The following is a 16,763-nucleotide window of genomic DNA, read 5'->3' on the forward strand; positions in this document are numbered from 1 at the left end:
AATAAATCAACAAAATGATTGCGGAATTAAAAGAAGTTGGGAAACAATATAAAGTAGGCGACCAAACGATTGTTGCTCTTCAACCCACCTCGCTCAAACTCAACGAAGGTGAATTGATGCTCATTATCGGGCCATCGGGTTCGGGAAAAACCACCTTATTATCGTTGTTGGGTTGTGTGATTTACCCTTCTTTTGGCAATTTGTGGGTAGATGGAAAATACATTAACGACCTCAAAACCAATGAGTTAGCCAAACTTCGCCTTGATACTATCGGTTTTGTGTTTCAAAGTTTCAACCTACTTGCTCCACTCAATGCCGAAGACAACGTGGCTTTTCCATTGAAATTACAGGGAGTTTCGGGCGGAGAAATTAAGAAAAAAGTAGAAAAAGCCTTAGAAATTGTAGGAATGACCAACCGCCGAAAAAACCTACCGAAAGAACTTTCGGGCGGGCAACAACAACGAATTGCCATCGCAAGGGCTTTGGTGACAAACCCTAAATTGATTCTTTGCGACGAACCAACTGCTTCGCTCGACAAAGATTCGCTATCAGTTGTGATGAATGAACTCAGAAACTTGGCTCGACAAGGCAAATCGGTGGCAGTCGTAACGCACGACCCACGCCTACAAGAGTACGCCGACCGTATAGTTGAAGTAAAAAACGGAATCGCCACAGAAATTTTCAAATAATTCATTAATAAAACATAATTATAAAGACCTATTTAATTGACAATATTTTACCACAGAGATACACGAAGTATAACACGGAGTTACACAAAGAAAAAATAAAGAAACTCTGAGAAACTCTGTGCTTTTTTAACTCTGGGTAACTCTGTGGTAAAAGAAAATACTATCAATTTAATTTTTACTATTACATACACGTATTAAAATCAGATTCGTCAAAAATCAGAAAATAGCATTTAAAAGCATGAAAAATTACATCATTTCTATTCTTACAATGGCAGTGTTGGCGTCTTGCGGCAACAAAGAAGACAAAGAAGCAGCCGAAAAAGCCAAAGCCGATTCGCTCGCAAAAGTTCCTACTACCAATAACCGCATTTTGGGCGTTGCTCGCATCGAGCCAGAAGATGGTATCTTGAATTTTACGGCAGGAACAAGCGGGAAAGTTTTGGCGGTTTTAATCAAAGAAAACCAAATCGTACAGAAAGGACAAAGTTTAATTACGATTGAAAATAGCCTCGAAAATGCCCAACTGGCTCAGTCAGAAAGCAAAATAGCTACGCAAAAAGCAGCCATTGCAGTCAATCAAGCCAATCTGGAAGCAGCCAAAGTTAGTCTAAAAAATGCTCGTGACACCTACGAGCGAAACCTCCGCTTGTTTGAAGGAAATGCACAAACCAAACAGGCAGTTGACGATAGCAAAGCAACAGTTGATAGATTGATGAAAGATGTAGAAACAGCAGCCGCCAACATTGAGCAATCGAAAAGCAGAATCAGTGAATTACAGGCCGATATTAATTATTTCCGAACCGCTGTAAATCAGAAAAAAGTAAATGCCTTGGTTTCGGGAAAAGTGCTAAAAGTGGCCGTAAAAACGGGCGATTATGTAACAAATACTACCCAAATTGCCGAATTTGCTCCAACTGGCTCATTAATTGCCAAAACGGAAGTGGATGAATTATATGCTGAAAAAATTCAACTCGGACAAAAAGCATTTATCATTTCGCAAACAACGGGCGATACCCTTGCCAACGGTTCGGTAAGCTACGCCGCCGATTATTTGAAACAAAAATCGCTTTTCAAAGACCAATCAACTGAGCAAGAAGACCGCCGTGTGCGTGATGTTTCGATTCGTTTGGAATCGGGCAAAATGCCACTCATCGGTAGTCGAGTTGATTGTGTGATTTTATTGAAATAATTATTTCTTACTATCCGACCTTTCATTTTCCACAATATTAATGAGCGATTCGGGAGAATCGCCCCACAGAATATGTTAAAAGAAGCATTCAAATTTATGTGGTACGACAAGACCAAAATGTTTGGAATCTTGTTTGGTATCATCCTGTCGGTCTTTCTGATTGGACAGCAAATCGGAATTTGTTTTTCGCTGCTCAATAGCACTATTTCGTTGGCAAAATTTAACCAAAACTACATTTGGGTAGTCAGCGATAAAAGCCAACAAGTCAGCGATTTACCCCTACTCGATATGCGTATTTATCGAGAACTCATGAGTATCAATGGCGTAAAAAAAGTCAATCAGTTGATTGTGGGTGGTGGAAGTGCAAAGTTTAGCAACGGCACAAAAACCAGTATCACCATGATTGGTACGCAAGCTCCATCGTATGCGGGTGGACCGTGGAAATTTGCCTTTGGCAATCTCCAAGACCTCCAACAAGAAGGGGCTGTCATTGGCGACTCTTATGACCCGATTCAAGGAAAAAACATCAAACTTGGCGACCATTTTGAATACAATGGTAATCGTGTGGTGTTAGTCGGACAAACCAAAGGAGCAAAAGGCTTGGGCGTAGCTTACGGATTTACGACCGTTGACCGTGCCAGAAAACTCTGTAAAATTCCGACCACAAAAGCATCGGCTTTTTTGGTAGAATGGGAAAACGGAGCTTCAGTCGAGCAGGTAATTCGAGCTATTAATAAAGAAATTCCAGGTGTAAAAGCCCGTGATGGAAAAACATTTACCGACGAAAGTCTCAAATATTTTGCTCTCAATAGTGGAATTGTAGCCTCTTTTGGGCTTCTGGTTGTCTTTGCCATCATAACTGGTTTTGCAATCGTTGGACTAACGATGTTTTCGGCCGTCAACGACCGCATCAAAGATTACGGCACAATCAAGGCTATCGGCGGAACAAACGGAGTTATCAGAAACTTGATTCTTTGGCAAGCAACAATTTATTCGATTGTGGGGTTTGCGGTGGCGTATTTTTTACTGTTTGGTTTTGTGCAAGCAACAAAAAAGAATCTTGATATTCAAATCACGCCCGAACTTACTGCTTTCTTGGTAATCATTACGCTATTTATTGCTGTTTTGGGAAGCCTTTTGGCCATGCGGAAAATCACCAAACTCGAACCTGCTGCTGTTTTTAGGTCGTAAGCAAAAGTTTTTTAGCACCAAAACTTCACAGTTTTATAGTTGTTTTTTTCCGTTTTAGGCAGAAAAAAAATATTCATCTAAATAAGGTTTTTAGATTTGAGAAAATACAAAAAGATATGAAAAAAGTAATTGTTAGATTTATCACATATTTGACAGTCTTGATGCAGGGATTTTCATCTTTTGCTCAGAAAATCACGCTCAATGAAGCGATTCAGAAAGGCATCGAAAATCGGATTGAGCTGAAAACTCAAGCCCTGAACATTCAAATTGCCAATAGCGAAAACGATAAAATCAAAGCTAAATGGCTACCGCAAGTTAGTGCCAACGGCGATGTAAGATGGAATACCCAACTCCAAACTACGGTTTTACCTTTTGCTTTGCCAGGTTCGAGCGAATCACAAACGATTGTGCGTTTGGGGCGTCCGTTCAATAATACTTTTGCTTTACAAGCTGAGCAGAAAGTGTATGATGCCAACAAAAAAATCGACCGTTTGGTGAATGATACCCAAACCGAAGCTCAGAAAAACACGCTTGAGCAACAAAAAATTAATCTCAAACAAAGCATTACGGAGGCTTATTTTTCGGCAGTTTTTAATAAAGAAAAATTACGTTTATCGGAAATTGCTTTGCAAAGAGCCAATGCCTATTTGGAAGCCGCTCAGGTAAAATTTGAGCAGGGAACTATTCTAAAAAATGATTTAGATAAGTTTTCGCTTGATGTAAGTAATGCGAAACTCGCCCAAACTAAAAATGTACAAGATTATGAATTAAGTTTGGTCACGCTTCAATATCAGTTGAATACCAACGACAAAGCCGAGCCAGCCGAAGACTTAACTTCTATTCTAAATTACTCTCAAATCGTTGATAATCAAGCCAACACCGACAAACGCACCGAAGTAAAAGCTGAAGAAATTAACCTTCGATTGAACGAACTGAACCTACAAAAACAAAAAACAAGAAATTTGCCAACGGTTTCAGCTTACGGAAATTATTCGGCATTTCAGATTGCAGATACTTTCAATCCGTTTGCGAGTGGAACTTGGTTTACGTCCAATTATGTAGGTATTCGTGCTAATATTCCAATTTTCGATGGAAAACAAGCCAAACTTTCAAGTCAAGATTTTTTGGTTCGTCAAAAAATCAATCAGCAAAATATGGAGCGTTTGAGAAATGATTTCAACTACGAATCAAAAAGCACTTGGAATACTTTACAACAATCAAAACTCAATTTGGAAGAAGCCAAGAAAAACATCACGCTCGCCCAACAGATTTTAGATACCGATAAATTCAGATTTGAGAAAGGCGTAATTGTAATTTCAGACCTAAAAAACTCTGAATATTCGCTGCAAAACGCTGAAAATCAATACCTAAGTAGCATTTATAATTTCTTGGTAGCAAGCGTAAGATATAAAAAAGCAAGCGGGAATTTGTGAGATTAGTTCAAAACTTGGTTCTTTTATAAAATGTTCTTAAATTAGCTTTATAATCAAATCATTATGGTTGAATTTAAGCTACAACTTGACGAAGCATTTGTACAAACGCTTGGTTATAATCAGATAGAAAATTATTTGAAAGAACATTTACGGAAACTTCAACTAAAGGCTTCTGCAAAAGATATTTTGGCAGATTTAGAAGAGTCTGACCTTATAAATGACGAGCAATGGCAACTATCACGAAACATGGCTTGGGAACAAGAAAAAAGTAAGTTTCTTTTCTGATGACAAACTATGTGATAGATGCCAATATTCTGATGAGTATGCTTATAAGCGGCAATGCAAGTTATAAGCCTATTTTAGAGTTCTACGACTTTTATTTACCTGAATTTGTTTTAGTAGAAGTTGAGAAATACAAATCTCAACTTCTACTTCGTACTAAAATGAATGAGGATGAGTTTTTCAAATGGTCAATCTTAGTTTTCTCTAAAATCACTGTCTTGCCAAACTACATTCTAAGTCCAGAATCTCTCGAAAAGTCAAATCTTTTACTCAACGACATTGATATAAAAGATACAGCCTATTTAGCCTTGTCGATTCAATTGGATTTACCGTTCCTCACAAGAGACAAACCTCTCGCAACTGGTCTGAGGAAAAAAGGCTTTCGCAGGGTAATGATGTTTGATGATTTTCTGAGAAATATATAAATTCTACCCCAACAAAAACGGCAAAATCTCCTTAATCGAATCAACTTTTCTGAAATTTGGGCTATCAATATTATGGTCAACTTTTTCGTAGGCCCACGTTGTATGATACGGCACATGCACACCATATCCACCGATTTCTAAAACTGGTAATACATCAGATTTTATCGAATTTCCAATCATTAAAAACTCTTCGGGCTTGATGTCGAGATGCTTGATAAGTTTCTCATAATCAGGTGTTTTCTTTTCGCTCATGATTTCGATATGATGAAAATAATGCTCAATTCCAGATTTCTTTAATTTCCGTTCTTGGTCGAGTAAATCACCTTTCGTAGCCACCACAAGTCGGTATTTTTCAGATAAAGCTTGTAGCGTCTCCTCTACTCCGTCCAGCAGCTCGATTGGCTTCTGCAACATTTCTTTACCATTTTTTATGATTTTCTCTAAGATACTCACATTCAATGTATTATCAGAGATTCGGAGAGCCGTTTCGACCATACAAAGCGTAAAATTTTTCACTCCGTAGCCATAAAGCGGCAGGTTATCCATCTGTGTTTTAAAGAGTTCCTGCGAGATTGTGTGGTGGGGCAAATAATCTTCTAATAAAGCACAGAATTTATTTTCAGCTTCTAAAAAATAAGGCTCATTTACCCACAGGGTGTCATCGGCATCGAAAGCAATTACTTTAATATTCATTTGGTTTTAGTTCGATTTATCTTTATTTGAGGAAATAAAAGTAATAATTCCAGCCATCAACACAAATAAAAACAAGACAAAACCAAGTCCTACTCGCAAATCAAAAGCCTCAGCCAAATAGCCAATCGTTGGTGGCCCTATGAAAAAACCACTATAACCAATCGAAGTAGCCATCGAAATTCCTGCCGATGGACTGATATTTTTAAGATTTCCTGCCGAAGAAAATACAATTGGCACAATTGTAGAAAGCCCAAGACCAACTAAGAAGAAGCCCAAGAAAGTACTCCAAACCGAGACAAAAGCAAGGGCAATTCCTAAACCCGCAATCGACAGCAAAGCGTCAATCAACATCAGTTTTTGTTTGCCGAGTTTAAGCGTAAAGTAATCGCCAAATATTCGTCCGATAGTCATGGCTATACCAAAAGTGCCAAACGCCCAGGCACTTAAAACTTCGCTTTGCCCAACAACTTTATTCATAAAAATAGCTGACCAATCCACCATTGAGCCCTCGCCAGTCATGCAACAAAAAGCAATAATTCCGAAAGGTAAAATTGTTTTTAAGGCTAAAAATTTATCAGTTTTGCTTTCAGAGACTACTGTTTCGTTAGCAGTTGGAGTATCTTTTAACAACTTTGTAGAAGCCAAAATAGAAAGTAAAACGCCCGAAATGCTTATTACAAATAAATGCGATTGCAGCGGCACTTGATAACTGGAGAAAACCCCTCCCACAGCCGCTCCGATGGCCATACCAATACTAAAAACCGCATGAAAAGATGAAAAAATTACTTTTCCCCACAACCTTTCTACTAAAACAGCTTGTCCGTTCATCGTTACATCCATCGAGCCAGAGGCTGCTCCGAGGAAGAAAAAACAAAGGCGAATTATCCATTCATTCTGCGAAATTGCTACTAAGGGAATAGCCACACAAAACAATAGAGCGGTCACTTTTACAATCGCATCAGAACCGAATTTACTACCCAGCCAGCCTGCTAATGGCATCGAAGCTATTGAACCAAGAGCAATACAAAACAATACAGAACCTAACTGAGCATTGTTTAGGCCGAAAAATCGCTGTAATTCGGGTAAACGGGCAGTCCAATTGGCATATAAAAATCCATTGACAAAAAAGAAAGTCGAAACTGCTATTCGATTGATGATTAAGGTTTTATTTGGCATAAGCATAAAATATTTGATACAAAATTAAACTAAGCATCAATAATAAATTTTACTTGCTTTTTCCATTTCTAACACCAATTTGTCTTATCTTTATCATATATTAGTATCAATAAGCAAATGAAGTCTAAAAAACCTTTTTTAGAAGTGGTTCAGCCCTCACAGGGTTTATCGCTGCGGGTGTATCATAATATTCAAACCCGAACTTGTTCGATGAAATCATGGCACTTTCATCCCGAAATAGAATTGGTTTGTGTGCCGCACGGAAAAGGTCAGCTTTATATCGGAAATAAAGAATATGCCTACGAGGATGGCGTAGTGATTTTACTTAATTCAAATATTCCGCACAAAAGCTTTGATTTGGGCTTTGAAAGCGAGCATTACGAAGAATATGTTCTACAAATTACGCCCGAACAATTGAATATTTTATTGACGCAATTTCCAGAATTTGAAAAAGTAGGTCAACTCATAAAAGTCTCCCAAGAAGGCATTGTGTTGCCACTTTCGACCGCTGAAAATGTTTTTAGGAATAAATTTCAGACATTACCACAAAGCCACTCGTTGAAACAATGGTTGACGTTCATAGAAGTTCTCGACGAGCTTTCGAGAGCAAATTATGAAGTATTAGGCGTTGTATCGGGACATATCAATTCTCAGCAAGCCGAACGAATAGACAAAGTTTTTGAATATATTACCAATCATTACTCTGAAAATATCAGTAGCCAAACCTTAGCCGATTTACTGCATCTAACCGATTCTTCATTTTGTCGTTTTTTTCAAAAACACACCCAAAAGACCTTCAAACAAGTGCTGAACGAATACCGCATTACGCAAGCCTGCAAAGCTCTGTCTTTTTCAGATAAAAGTATCGAACTCATCGCCTACGAATCAGGCTATGGAAATCAATCATTTTTCAATAGAGTTTTCAAAGAGATTATGCACACAACTCCCATGAATTATCGCCGAGAACGCCAACGTTTGACTAACAATTGAGCAAGAAAGCGTACTGAACATATCAATACGCTTTCTCAGAAAAATGTCGTTTTAGTTTAAACTCCAAACTGAGTCAGATGATGATTAAGGTGTTTATAAAACATATTATTCCATTCGGTAATGTTCAACGCTCCAAATGAATGCGATTCTTTACCGTCGAAATAGTTTTCGCCTAACTCTTGAGTTTTTCTAATATAATTTATTAAACGGTTCTTTTCAATCTCAAAATCTTTATCTTCCTTCACCACAAATTGTGGAGCAGTTTGCCCATTTTGTGGATATGGCTCCTCACTTACCACTTTATTTTTCACCAATAATTTTAAGATGAATTTCATAAAGGCATTCGGTTTGGGGTGTCTATTCTCATAAATCAACTCATACGATACACTGCAATGAGCCAGCATCTGAGACACACTCATTTTTCCCCACTTGCCTTGTGTGCTTGGTGTAAGTGCATTGATTCGCCCAATGATTTCTTCTGAAACTGATTTTGTAAAGATGTTAGGTAATGCCATTTTCTATTTTGTGTTTATAGGTGTACGATGCTGTAAATATTAGCTGTTTTATCTGAAAATAAAATCACAGAATTATCCAAGGTCAAATTTAAACTAATGTCGGTATCCTTTCCACGTACCGCCATAACGGTAATCGGGTAAGTTTTTTGACTTATTGCAACATGATTCACAGACAAAAATCCATATTTTACCTTTCTTTATTTGAACTCGGTAAAGCGTGGTTTCTTCCATTTTACACAACTCACAAACTTTCGTTTTCATCAATAACTTTGTATAAAACATTAACCCATTTAAAACAAAAAATCGAGCATATACTTGATAAACAAGCAATTACTCGATTTTTAGAATATTATTTAAGTTCTCAGTTATGTCTAACCAAAAGCTTTTTTGTCACTACTTTTTTACCATCTACTACTAACTGATACAAGTAAATACCTGAATCCCAGTTTGTTGTTTGCACTTTCAACTTACGGTCAAATTTATCTAATTCATAATTCGCAACTTCGTGTCCGAGCAAATTATAAAACGACATACTTGCCTCGTTTACGCTGCCTGTAATCACATAATCAACCGTTGCATAATCGTTAGCAGGATTTGGATAAATATTCGATACCGTCAATTTATCGCTTACATACAATTTGTCGTTATTTTCATTACCACCAATACTTCTATCGTTAGTTGCAGGAATTTCAGAGTTTGAAGTTTTGGTAATCACCGGTTTCGACGAACCGTTCAACAAGGCATCACGGAAGTACTGATTTACCACTGACGGCTTATTTAATCTTACTTCCGAAGGCATTGGTTTGCTCACAAACGCCGTTTTTGGAAGAGCCGATTTAGCAGTGGTTGTTGGCTTCTTACCTATATCCAAACGAGACTTTCCTTTCTCAACTTGAGCAAGGGCAGCGTTGGATAAGATAACAACTCCAATCAGTACTGATAAATATTTTTGTAAATTTTTAACCATAGAAACTCTACTGTAATTTTTTTATTTTAGCACGTATATTATTAGGGATACTACAAATATACGAGAATGATATTAAAATCAAAACTTTATTTTATGTATAAGACTCATTTTTAGGCCGAAAGGTTGCAATAAAACTAAACTTTTTTTCGTTCGACTACTTTTTGGCTTCTAAAACAGGTTTTACATCTACTTTTTTATCTACAAATTTCACGCCAAGTATCTCAGCTTTAGTTGGTCTTTCCTCTTCTCGCCAATTAAAACCATCTAAACGGTTGCCATCGTTGGTTAATTCGGCAGGAGGAACGAGCTTGGCATCAGGACGCCCTAAGAATGAAATTCGGTTTACTTGGTTTTCCTTAAACTTCATATTCATCTTACTACACTCGACTCGATTGACTCCAATTAGTTTATTTTTGTCATCAAGTGCGTAATAAATACTTTCGCCGTTACCTTCAACCACGACATTATCTATACGTGTCTGAGCATTGAACGATGCGGTAATCTTCCGACCCTTAATCTGATTAAAATTTAGTGCCGTGTCTTTTGCAATCACAAAGCCATTGTTAATCATGTACATTCGGCTGACTTTGTTATTTTTCATATATACGTGAATTGTATCGGCTTCGGATTGATTTTTGTCGCTCCAAATAATTGGTTTCGAGAAAAAATGAATCACCGAGTCTTTTAAATCATAAAGCAGTGAATCACAGCGACTTTGGATGTCTGAGCGATAAACTTTTACGTGTCCAAACGCCAACAATTTTTCCATTTTGGCGGCGGTGCTTTTCTCTTCTTTTTGGGCTTGCTTTACGGTATCGGTTTTGGCTACTAAACTATCTTTTCGCTCGTAAGCATAAAGTGTGTCAGCACTCAAATAGAGCGTATCTCGCTCGGCAGTATTACGCATGAGGGCATTTCCCATGATTTTTGTGAAGCCCGTTTTGCCATCACGCACGCCAACTTTTCCATTCAAAATAACTTTGTCTTTTTTAGAGACTAATTCTACGTTCCCTCTCGCAAAACCAGATTCGGTCTTTTGGTCGAAACTCAGCGTATCACCCGTGAGCGTATAATCTTCATTAACAATTTTCGAGCGGCCTTTAAAATTCGACTGTTGGGTTTGAGTATTGTAGGTACTTCCAGCATTGGCTACAATATCGCCATCCTTACTTTTGATAAGCGTCGGAGCTTTGAAAAGTGCCATTTTTGTTCGGGCATTATACTGCAAACTATCCGACGTGATGGTGTATTTCGGATTGGTGATTTCGACGTTTTCTTTATAATTAAAAATCTTACTTCGAGTATTATAAAAACCCTTTTCACTTTTCAAAACACTTGAATCTTGCACAATTACGCCTCGAACTGGGTAATATGCACGATTTTTCTGAATATCATATTCTACCACACGAGTCGTTAGACTTACTTTTTTATCGGTCAAAACTACTTTCTTTCCCAACACACGAGCGAAACGAGTATTACCATCATAATAAAGCGTATCACCCGTAATGGTGAGCGTATCACCCTGCACGATTCTGATTTTACCATAAGCCTCCAGCGTATTTGTCGTTTCATTCTGCGTGGCACTTTGGCAATACAAAATTGCCCCTCGATGCTGAAAAGATACATTTCCCAAAAACTGTCGAGTATAATAAGGCAACTGATTGACCCCCACCAAACTATCTGCACTTAGCAAATTAATTCGTGAACCCGAAGGCGGTGGTGGTGGCGGATTAAGTGGTTTTTGGGCGTAAGTAGCACTCTCTATCATCAAAAGTCCAAATACAATAAGCCCCAACTTCGTGTAAAAGTTGGTAGATGTTAAGCTGAAATGGCACTTTTTTATAATATTTTTAATCATCTTCGATTGAAACTTCTAATTTTGTTCACAAAATTACGTAATTGCTTTCATGCTTCATGCCTTCTTAACATATATTAACGAGCAAAAATTATTCGAGCCTTCGGAAAAAGTCTTGCTTACGGTCAGTGGAGGCAAAGATTCGGTAGCAATGCTTGACCTCTTCTGTGGGGCGAACATCCTGTTCGCCGTTGCCCATTGCAACTTCCAACTAAGAGGAAGAGACTCAGACGAAGACCAACTTTTCGTAGAAAATCTTTGCAAAGAAAACAACGTAGTTTTTCACACAAAAACCTTCGATACAAAAGCTTACGCCAAGAAAAACAAAATCTCGATTGAAATGGCGGCTCGTACGCTTCGCTATGAATGGTTTGAAAGCTTACGAAAAGAATTGAACTTTGATTATATCGCAACGGCTCATCATCTCAACGATAGCATCGAAACTGTATTGCTTAATCTTACAAAAGGCACTGGAATTTCGGGTTTGAAGGGAATTTCGGCAAAAAAAGGGCATATCATTCGTCCGATGTTATTTGCTTCTCGACAAGAAATTGATGCTTATGTAGCTAAAAAAAAATTATCTTGGCGAGAAGATAGCAGCAATGCCTCAAATGATTATCAGCGAAATTTGATTCGGAATCAGGTTGTGCCTTTATTGAAAAAAATCAATCCAAATCTTGACGAAACTTTTGCCCGAAACCTCGAACGCTTTCAATCGCTCGAAGCTGATTTTCGTAAGAATCTCAGTCATTTCAAGGCAACGGTCATGCGTGAAGAAAACGGTGTTTTTTTCTTGAAAATTGCGAATATAAGATACTGGCAATCAGCCAATTATTATCTGGAAGAGTTATTAAAAGAATTTGGTTTTAATTATTTTCAATCGAAAGAGATTTTTAATTCACTTGATGGGCTTTCAGGAAAAGTATTTCATGCTGAAAATTTTACACTTTTGAAAGATAGAGAAGAGTTGGTGATTACAGCCCCTCAGCAATGGCTGCCGCCACAACCCCTCCCCGATAAGGAGGGGCTTTGTTTACAGATAAATAATGACTCATTAAATACTGAACAATCTTTCGAGTTTTTAGATAAAAAATTAAGATTTACAGTCTTGAATATCGAAGAAATTGATTCAAAATTTGAAAGAAACAATACCATTCTTTTTGCTGATTTCGATAAAATAATGTTCCCAATTACATTCCGCACATGGCAAGAAGGCGATTGGTTTATTCCACTCGGAATGAAAGGAAAAAAGAAAATTTCAGACTTTTTGATTGATAAAAAGATTTCGCTCAATCTCAAAAAAAACATATTTCTACTTACTTCGCAAGATGCCGTTATATGGGTAGCTGGCCAACGTGCTGATGATAGATTTAAACTTACAGATACCACAAAGAAGATACTAAAGGTTGAAATAATGTAGCTATTTATTAGCCTCTACACTTACCTTTTTTATTCTAAACACAAACTTACTCTACAAAAAATACTTACACATACTCCTGTATATCAACTACTTACAAACCGCCTTCTTTAATTTCAAAGCAAATTATACTTCCCAATAAAACACCACCACTGAATCATTTTAGAGGCACACTTTATCATTTGGCACGAGTTTTGAGAAAACTTATACAAAACCCATACGTGCAGTGAATTATACTCATTTAATTGACAGTTTTAAAAGTGCTTCACCCATGAAAAAATACAATATCTGGTTGTTGGCTTTCATTTTCCTAATAGCTCAACAAACATACGCTCAAAGTGGCCGTTTGAAAGCTGCAAACCGCAGTTTTGAGAACATGAGTTACATCGAAGCCATTCGTAATTACGAAGATTATCTTCGTACAGCCAAAGTAGGTTCGCCCGAAATGAAAGAGGCTCTCACGAAACTCGGATACAGCTACCGAAAGGTGCAAGATTCTCGCAATGCCGAGCGTATTTATGCCGAATTAATTGACCGATACAGCAAAGAACTTGAAAGCGAAATTTATTTGTATTTTGCTCAAGCTTTGGCCAATAATGGCAAATATAAAGAATCTCAAAAAATGTATAGCCGCTACGGTCAGGAGCAAACTACTGATATGCGTGGACGTCGTTTTACGGTAGCATACATGGACAATAGTCATTTCTACCAAGATTCGGCTACTTATAAGATTGATTATCTCTACGCACTGAACTCTCGTCAATCAGATTTCAGTCCGATGTATTATAAGAATGGTTTGGTGTTTGTTTCGGCAAGAGAAGAAGGTGGAGCAATTAAGCGGGTTTTCATGCAAAACCAAACGCCTTTTCTTGATTTATTCATGTTTCCCGATACTGCCGAACTTCGCAAAGATAATATCGTGGCCATGAAACAAGCCAGTGGAGTTGGTGGGGGTTCGTCGTTTAGTGCTTCTGAAAAATTAGAAGCAATGGCAACCGAAGAAAAAGAGAAGCCGCTTTCTAAAATCGAACAATTCAGCAAAACGCTTAATAGTAAATATCACGAAGGACCAGTTACGTTTTTCAAAGATTACAAAAAACTAATTTTCACCAGAAATAATTACAATAAAGGTCGCAGTCGCACGAGTTCGGACGGTGTAAATAAATTAAAGCTCTACATGGCTACCGAAAACGGTAAACATTGGGGAGGCGTAAAAGAATTACCTTTCAATAGCGATGATTATTCGTGCGGACACCCTGCCCTATCGCCCGATGATACCAAATTATATTTTGTGTCGGATATGCCAGGTGGCTTTGGTGGAACAGATATTTATGTAGTCGATTACCGTGATGGAAATTGGGGTTCACCAGTAAATTTAGGTCGTGAAATCAATACCGAAGGAAATGAAATGTTTCCTTTCATGGACGAAAACGGCAATCTATACTTTTCATCAGATGGTCATGAAGGCTTGGGTGGTTTAGATGTATTTTATGTGGAAATGAAGGAGGGAATTCCTGTAAGTGATATAAAAAACCTCGGCACACCAATCAATTCTGAAAAAGATGATTTTGGTTTGATTACCAATGGCAATCGTTCGAGCGGATATTTTAGTTCAAACCGCAAGCGTGGTTATGGCGATGATAATCTGTATTCGTTCCGTCATGGATGTCGTCAGTTGAATATCTTGGTTTATGATGCAGGAAGCAAAAAACCATTGGAGGCAGTTGATGTAAGAATGTCGAAAAATGGCGAAAATAAAGAACTTTTTGTAACGGGTTCTGACGGAAAAGTGACCGTTTGCTTAGAAACAGGTACTGATTTTGAATTCAAAGCCATGAAAGAAGGCTATGAGTCGAACGGTGTTTCTTACGGAACATTTGCTTCTTCGCTCAAAAATCAGACTTCGATAACGATTTATTTAGAGAAATCTAAAGCACCGATTATCAAAGGAACAATTGTTTCGGAAGTAAATCAACGTCCGATTCAAGGGGCAGTCGTAACGCTTAAAAATGGCAAAGATGGTTCGAAAGAACAAATTGTAACGGGAGCCGATGGACGCTACGAATTCCAACCTAAGAAAGAGGGTGAATATTCGGTAACAGCCGCCAAAGACCGCTACGCTGAAAATACCGAAAGTTTGGGAAAAGTGAAACAAACTCGTAAAGGTCCAAAAACAGTTGAACAAAACTTAGGTTTGGTTGGTCAGGGCGATATTTTCAGACTCGAAAACATTTATTACGATTTTGGTCAGTATTTCATCAGACCAGATGCTGCCAAAGAGTTGGAAACAAAACTTGTGCCGATGCTAAAAAAGTATCCAAACATGAGAATCGAGGTGCGTTCGCATACCGATAGCCGTGCCAGCGATGCTTACAATTTAAAGTTATCGGCCAACAGAGCCAGAGCCGTATTGGATTATCTGGCCGCTCGTGGAATCAATACCAAACGAGTAGTAGCCAAAGGTTATGGCGAGACTGAATTGCTCAATAATTGTGATGATGAAGCCGAATGTAAAGAAGACCAACACCAAGCCAATCGCCGTACAGAGTTTAAGATTCTTGATATTTCAGCAGTTGGAATGAATTGAAATTAAGTCAATGGTCGATAGACCACCAGTCAATAGAAAACGTATGAGCATACAAAGCTCAGTTAAAGATAAAATTAGAGTAGTAGGCGGTTCGCCGCCGAGTTTTTTTCATAGTTTAGGGTTAGGGTTTATTATTCGAGAAAAGCATCGCCATTTTGAGCGATGCTTTTTTGGTTTTTAGACCAATATTAAGTTCAGTTTTTCAGAAAAAACAAGGTTTTTTCGTGTTATCGCCTTACTTTTGAGTTAAAATTGAGAAAAACATAATACAGCGAAAAATGGCAGAAAAAAACATTGAATTTCTTTACGAATATCTAAATAATGCCTCACCGACAGGCTTTGAGTCGTCAGGTCAACAAATTTGGTTAGACTACCTAAAACCTTACATCGACGAGCAAATCATTGATGTTTACGGAACTGCCGTTGGTGTTATAAACCCAGGTCAACCTTACAAAGTAGTTATCGAAGCTCACTCTGATGAGATTTCTTGGTTTGTCAATTACATTACCGAAGACGGTTACATCTATGTACGCCGCAATGGCGGTTCTGACCACCAAATCGCTCCTTCGAAACGAGTTAATATTCACACCCGCAAAGGCATCGTTAAAGGTGTTTTTGGCTGGCCAGCCATCCACGTGCGTGAAGCTGCCACCGAGGAAAAACCAACGTTAAAAAATATCTTCATTGATGTAGGTGCTGCAAAAAAAGCCGAAGTTGAAGAGATGGGAATCCATGTAGGTTGTGTGATTACATTTGAAGATACTTTGATGGAGCTAAACAATAAATTTTACGTGGGTCGTGCTTTGGATAACCGCATCGGTGGCTTTATCATTGCAGAGGTTGCTCGTAAACTCAAAGGAAATAACATTTCGTTGCCTTTCACGCTTTATGTAGTCAATGCAGTACAAGAAGAAATTGGTTTACGTGGAGCAGAAATGATTTCTCGCAGATTGAAACCAGATGTAGCTATCTGCTGCGATGTGATTCACGATACTCAATCGCCGATGTACAACAAAAAAACTGACGGAGATTTAGCTTGCGGACGTGGCCCTGTGCTTACTTATGGCCCAGCCGTACAAAACAATCTATTGAATTTTATGATTGATGTTTGTACCGAGAAAAATATTCCATTCCAACGTGCAGCTGCCAGTCGCTCGACGGGTACCGATACCGATTCTTTTGCTTATTCGGCCGAAGGTGTAGCATCAGCCCTAATTTCTTTGCCACAAAAATATATGCACACCACAGTTGAAATGTGCCACAAAGATGATATTCAGGCGTGTATTGATATGTATTACGAGATTTTATTGAGCTTAGAAGCTGGACAAGATTTTCGTTATATCAAATAGTAAAA

Annotated in this window: 16 protein-coding genes; 10 read left to right on the forward strand and 6 right to left on the reverse strand. The window is 38.1% G+C overall.

Annotation, left to right across the window (positions count from 1 at the left end; all coding sequences use genetic code 11):
- Positions 1 to 14: 14 nt before the first annotated feature.
- From IEX65_RS20115 to IEX65_RS20140, 6 genes are all read left to right on the forward strand, one after another.
- Positions 15 to 689: an ABC transporter ATP-binding protein gene (locus IEX65_RS20115; protein ID WP_188768718.1), complete on the forward strand. Its 675-nt coding sequence runs from the start codon at positions 15 to 17 to the stop codon at positions 687 to 689.
- A gap of 238 nt (positions 690 to 927) precedes the next feature.
- Positions 928 to 1,878, forward strand: coding sequence for an HlyD family secretion protein (locus IEX65_RS20120; RefSeq protein ID WP_188768720.1), 951 nt, complete (start codon positions 928 to 930; stop codon positions 1,876 to 1,878).
- Between the two features lie 72 nt (positions 1,879 to 1,950).
- Positions 1,951 to 3,069: an ABC transporter permease gene (locus tag IEX65_RS20125; RefSeq protein ID WP_188768722.1), complete on the forward strand. Its 1,119-nt coding sequence runs from the start codon at positions 1,951 to 1,953 to the stop codon at positions 3,067 to 3,069.
- Between the two features lie 116 nt (positions 3,070 to 3,185).
- Complete coding sequence (locus IEX65_RS20130; RefSeq protein ID WP_188768724.1) at positions 3,186 to 4,502, forward strand: TolC family protein; 1,317 nt, start codon at positions 3,186 to 3,188, stop codon at positions 4,500 to 4,502.
- A gap of 63 nt (positions 4,503 to 4,565) precedes the next feature.
- Positions 4,566 to 4,787 (forward strand): hypothetical protein, encoded by a 222-nt coding sequence (locus IEX65_RS20135; protein ID WP_188768726.1) that lies wholly within the window; start codon positions 4,566 to 4,568, stop codon positions 4,785 to 4,787.
- Positions 4,787 to 5,209: a PIN domain-containing protein gene (locus tag IEX65_RS20140; RefSeq protein WP_188768728.1), complete on the forward strand. Its 423-nt coding sequence runs from the start codon at positions 4,787 to 4,789 to the stop codon at positions 5,207 to 5,209. The genes IEX65_RS20135 and IEX65_RS20140 overlap by 1 nt, the downstream gene beginning before the upstream one ends.
- Before the next feature lie 3 nt (positions 5,210 to 5,212).
- Here IEX65_RS20140 and IEX65_RS20145 read toward each other — a convergent pair whose 3' ends face one another.
- Both IEX65_RS20145 and IEX65_RS20150 read right to left on the reverse strand, forming a co-directional pair.
- The gene (locus IEX65_RS20145; RefSeq protein WP_188768730.1) at positions 5,213 to 5,902 is read right to left on the reverse strand and encodes an HAD family hydrolase; all 690 of its coding nucleotides are present in this window, start codon (positions 5,900 to 5,902) and stop codon (positions 5,213 to 5,215) included.
- Between the two features lie 6 nt (positions 5,903 to 5,908).
- Complete coding sequence (locus IEX65_RS20150) at positions 5,909 to 7,078, reverse strand: MFS transporter (RefSeq protein ID WP_188768732.1); 1,170 nt, start codon at positions 7,076 to 7,078, stop codon at positions 5,909 to 5,911.
- A 117-nt stretch (positions 7,079 to 7,195) separates the two neighbouring features.
- Between IEX65_RS20150 and IEX65_RS20155 the strand changes: the two genes are divergently transcribed.
- On the forward strand, positions 7,196 to 8,068 hold the full coding sequence (locus IEX65_RS20155) for an AraC family transcriptional regulator (RefSeq protein ID WP_188768734.1): 873 nt from the start codon (positions 7,196 to 7,198) through the stop codon (positions 8,066 to 8,068).
- 56 nt (positions 8,069 to 8,124) lie between these two features.
- Here the strand turns inward: IEX65_RS20155 and IEX65_RS20160 are convergent, their stop codons facing one another.
- The 4 genes from IEX65_RS20160 to IEX65_RS20175 form a co-directional block, all read right to left on the reverse strand.
- Positions 8,125 to 8,583: a DUF1569 domain-containing protein gene (locus IEX65_RS20160; RefSeq protein WP_188768736.1), complete on the reverse strand. Its 459-nt coding sequence runs from the start codon at positions 8,581 to 8,583 to the stop codon at positions 8,125 to 8,127.
- A gap of 93 nt (positions 8,584 to 8,676) precedes the next feature.
- A complete protein-coding gene (locus tag IEX65_RS20165; protein ID WP_188768738.1) occupies positions 8,677 to 8,844 on the reverse strand; it encodes a DUF8622 domain-containing protein in 168 nt (55 codons plus the stop codon).
- Positions 8,845 to 8,944: 100 nt separating this feature from the next.
- A complete protein-coding gene (locus IEX65_RS20170; protein WP_188768739.1) occupies positions 8,945 to 9,550 on the reverse strand; it encodes a T9SS type A sorting domain-containing protein in 606 nt (201 codons plus the stop codon).
- 154 nt (positions 9,551 to 9,704) lie between these two features.
- A complete protein-coding gene (locus IEX65_RS20175; protein WP_188768741.1) occupies positions 9,705 to 11,345 on the reverse strand; it encodes an OstA-like protein in 1,641 nt (546 codons plus the stop codon).
- Between the two features lie 112 nt (positions 11,346 to 11,457).
- Between IEX65_RS20175 and tilS the strand changes: the two genes are divergently transcribed.
- The 3 genes from tilS (at position 11,458) to IEX65_RS20190 (ending at position 16,758) form a co-directional block, all read left to right on the forward strand.
- Positions 11,458 to 12,825 (forward strand): tRNA lysidine(34) synthetase TilS, encoded by a 1,368-nt coding sequence (gene tilS, locus IEX65_RS20180; RefSeq protein WP_188768745.1) that lies wholly within the window; start codon positions 11,458 to 11,460, stop codon positions 12,823 to 12,825.
- Between the two features lie 268 nt (positions 12,826 to 13,093).
- Positions 13,094 to 15,409 (forward strand): OmpA family protein, encoded by a 2,316-nt coding sequence (locus IEX65_RS20185; RefSeq protein ID WP_188768746.1) that lies wholly within the window; start codon positions 13,094 to 13,096, stop codon positions 15,407 to 15,409.
- A 278-nt stretch (positions 15,410 to 15,687) separates the two neighbouring features.
- Entirely contained in the window at positions 15,688 to 16,758 is a 1,071-nt protein-coding gene (locus tag IEX65_RS20190) for a M42 family metallopeptidase (protein WP_188768747.1), read from the forward strand.
- Positions 16,759 to 16,763 lie beyond the last annotated feature (5 nt).

The organism is Emticicia aquatilis, from assembly GCF_014644295.1.
Lineage (GTDB): Bacteria > Bacteroidota > Bacteroidia > Cytophagales > Spirosomataceae > Emticicia > Emticicia aquatilis.